Source organism: Pseudomonadota bacterium, assembly GCA_010028905.1.
In the GTDB taxonomy this organism is placed as follows: Bacteria; Vulcanimicrobiota; Xenobia; order RGZZ01; family RGZZ01; genus RGZZ01.
Genome location: RGZZ01000590.1, coordinates 1 through 2,801 on the forward strand (window position 1 = coordinate 1; position 2,801 = coordinate 2,801).

The following is a 2,801-nucleotide window of genomic DNA, read 5'->3' on the forward strand; positions in this document are numbered from 1 at the left end:
GAATGCGGCAAAGCCGCACCGTGCCTAGAACAAAACCGGGGATTCCTCAGCATTTGGGCTTATAGTGACAAGCCCGCTTCGCGCCGATGATCAAATCGGGGATTCCCCAGAGACCTCAGGAATCAGGTCGATTCTGGATCTCTCGAACTGCGCGGGGGGATCACTGCATCAGCAATCGGGGGTTCTTCAAGAGGCTCAAGCCCTCATGCACCTCATCGGGCCCTTCGAAGTGCAGCTGGCTCTCTCCCTGACCCAAGGTGACGCGCGTCAGGGCGCCGTTCTCGTGCTCGAGCTTCACAGGCAGGGGGTTCAGGCCCTGTCCCTGCAGCGTGAATGACATGCTGGCGGCTTCGGTCGGCTTCTCGGCGTCAACCGAGTAGCGAACATTGCTCACGCCTTCCCAGCGGTTGTGGTTCTCTCCGCGGTCGACCGCGCGCGGGTCGACCCACGTTCCCATCGCCGGAAGCTCGAGCCCTTCGGGCACGGGGAAGGGGAACGCCACCTCATCGTTCGCGCGGCGAACCACGAAAGCAGAGCCTTCGCTCGGGTTCGAGCGGGGTTCGATGGCGAAGCGGTCTGCCCCGTTGCGAGAGGGGGTGAGAGAGGTGTCCATGTGGCTGCCATCTCTCCGCCTCACGGTGTTGACCGTCATCGCGTCACGCGGATCGAACGTGGGCAGCGTGTGCGGCGGGTGCCCTGCCCGGCGCTTCGCCTCGCTCGATTCGAACGAGCTGACCATGTACTGGTGGTATTCCTTCTCGCTGCGGCTCAGCGGGAAAGGCTCGGGCTTCTCGCCCGGTGCGACGGGTGCGTCGAGCGCGCAGCCGCGTGCCGTGTAGGCCCGTGGGCCGGACACGCTGTCGCCCGAGATGCGCTTGCCGGCGTCTGAGCGGCCTTCCTGGTACTGCTCGACCGTCTGGCCGTGTCTTCCCTGCCACAGGGGCTTGGGCGTTCCGCCCACAGTATCGGTTGCGCTCGAGGGGACGTAGAGCTCGGTCGACGCCTTCGCGCTCGCTGCGCTGTTCAGGTCAGAGGCGCCGTTCGCGGTGCCGGCTTCGCTGCTGGCGGTGGTTCCACGGGGAATCGCTGTGGTGGCGGTCGAGATCAGCATTACGGTATGTCTCCTCATCTGGAGGGAGACAGGACCACCTCGGACCTGTCTCGCTTCGCACCCCGCTGCCGTCAGACGTCTGGCAGGAGGTGACGCGCGTGTACCCCCGTCGGGCATCTCGCGCGCTCCATCGCTCTCTGCCTCATAGACTACAATCCACATGTTACAAAAGTTGGGCCGTTTTGTAACAATTTTGGGTTTGCCCGCGCAACGGGGCGACAGGTCGCCTGCTTCTCCCCTGGTCAGTAACGCCGGTTTAACATCTTGCGCGAATGTGGCGTGGGTCTGTGATCGCATTTTGACGCATCTCTGATCGCGGGTTGACGCGACGGTCGTATGCTCCTCGCGAGAGAAGCGCCCTCGCATCGACGCGGCATCGCAAGCGTGAGCGAGGCGCAACATCGCAGACAGGAGACGAACGCCGATGCTCGAGGTCTCTATCGCGCGCCCGCGCACCACCGTTGCCCCCATTCAGCCCCGAATCGCTGCCGTATCGCCCTGGGCGACCTCTTCTGCGTCGCCCCATATGGCTCCGACCGATGGGTACGTTCGCACCTCGGGTGAAGCGACGTCGCCTGCCGTGGCACTTCCTGCCGCGCTCCCCGCGGAAGCGGCCCCTGCAGCGCACAGCGCCATCGGTCCTCGAATCGCCTCGCTGGTGGCTGCGTCACTGGTGATCGGTGTCCCGGCGGTGGCCGGCGCGCAGGAGCTCGTGCAGGTCGCATCGCTGTCGCAGACCGTGAACCCCGGGGCCGCCGAGCGCGCCGTGAGTCTCGCCTCTTCTTCCCTTCACATGGCGGCATTGCAGGCCTCCCAGCCGGCCGCCCCTTCCGCCCAGCGGTTGGGAACGCCGCACCCTGGCGGGAACAGCATCGTTCCCACACTGGTGACGGCGCAGTCCTTGCTGGTGGCGTCGCTGGCGCAGGCGCCCGCTGGTGTGCAGGCGTCGACCCGGGCGACGGCATCGGCGGGTCACGCGGCGCACGGTCACGCATCGCAGCACGGTCACGCATCGCACGGTCACGCGGCGCACGGTCACGCATCGCACGGTCACGCGGCGCACGGGCACGCGGGGCGGGGGTCGCACGCGTCCGCTTCGACCAGCGGGGGCATCGCCGGCGTGCTCGAGCGCAGCGCCCGCGCCCACGGCGTTCCCCCCAGCCTGCTCAAGGCGGTGGCCTGGAAGGAGAGCTGCTGGAACTCGCGCGCGCTGTCGTTCGACGGGCATCACGGCAAGGGCTTGATGCAGATCGACGACCGCTACCACGCCTTCGCCCGCACCAAGGCGGCCTTCAACCCGGCTGCGAGCGCTGATTACGGGGCCAGCTTCCTGGCGAAGCTGAAGCGCCAGCTCGGCTCGTGGAACGCGGCCCTGGCGGCCTACAACGGCAGCTCTGCCTACCCAGGACAGGTGCGCCACATCGAGGCGTCGCAGCCCTGGCGTGGGGCGCATCGCTGAGGGGGGGGCAACGGGCGGACCGCTTGCGCCGAAGCGCTTCGTGGCGCGCGAAGAGGCGTGCAGACGAAGCTCACGAATGGTCTCCGATCATCGATGCCTGGTGGTCGGACGAGGAGGGCGCATTTCCATCGGCCTTGTCGCATTTGTTGTTGCCCGCCATGGTCTTGGGGACGGTTCCCATGGCGGTCATTGCGCGCATGACCCGCTCGTCCATGTTGGAAGTGATGTCAC

2 protein-coding genes and 1 pseudogene are annotated in these 2,801 nt (G+C 66.7%); 2 read left to right on the plus strand and 1 reads right to left on the minus strand.

Features of this window, described 5'->3' with window-relative positions:
• Window positions 1–160: 160 nt before the first annotated feature.
• Entirely contained in the window at window positions 161–1,111 is a 951-nt protein-coding gene (locus EB084_23205; protein NDD31172.1) for a hypothetical protein, read from the minus strand.
• 424 nt (window positions 1,112–1,535) lie between these two features.
• Between EB084_23205 and EB084_23210 the strand changes: the two genes are divergently transcribed.
• Both EB084_23210 and EB084_23215 read left to right on the plus strand, forming a co-directional pair.
• Window positions 1,536–2,570 (plus strand): hypothetical protein, encoded by a 1,035-nt coding sequence (locus EB084_23210; GenBank protein ID NDD31173.1) that lies wholly within the window; start codon window positions 1,536–1,538, stop codon window positions 2,568–2,570.
• 86 nt (window positions 2,571–2,656) lie between these two features.
• Window positions 2,657–2,801 (plus strand): annotated as a pseudogene (locus tag EB084_23215) (peptide ABC transporter permease).

Excerpts from the sequence above, each read along its gene's own strand:
- EB084_23205 (NDD31172.1), bottom strand. The coding sequence starts at position 1,111 with ATGCTGATCTCGACCGCCACCACAGCGATTCCCCGTGGAACCACCGCC.
- EB084_23210 (NDD31173.1), top strand. The coding sequence starts at position 1,536 with ATGCTCGAGGTCTCTATCGCGCGCCCGCGCACCACCGTTGCCCCCATT.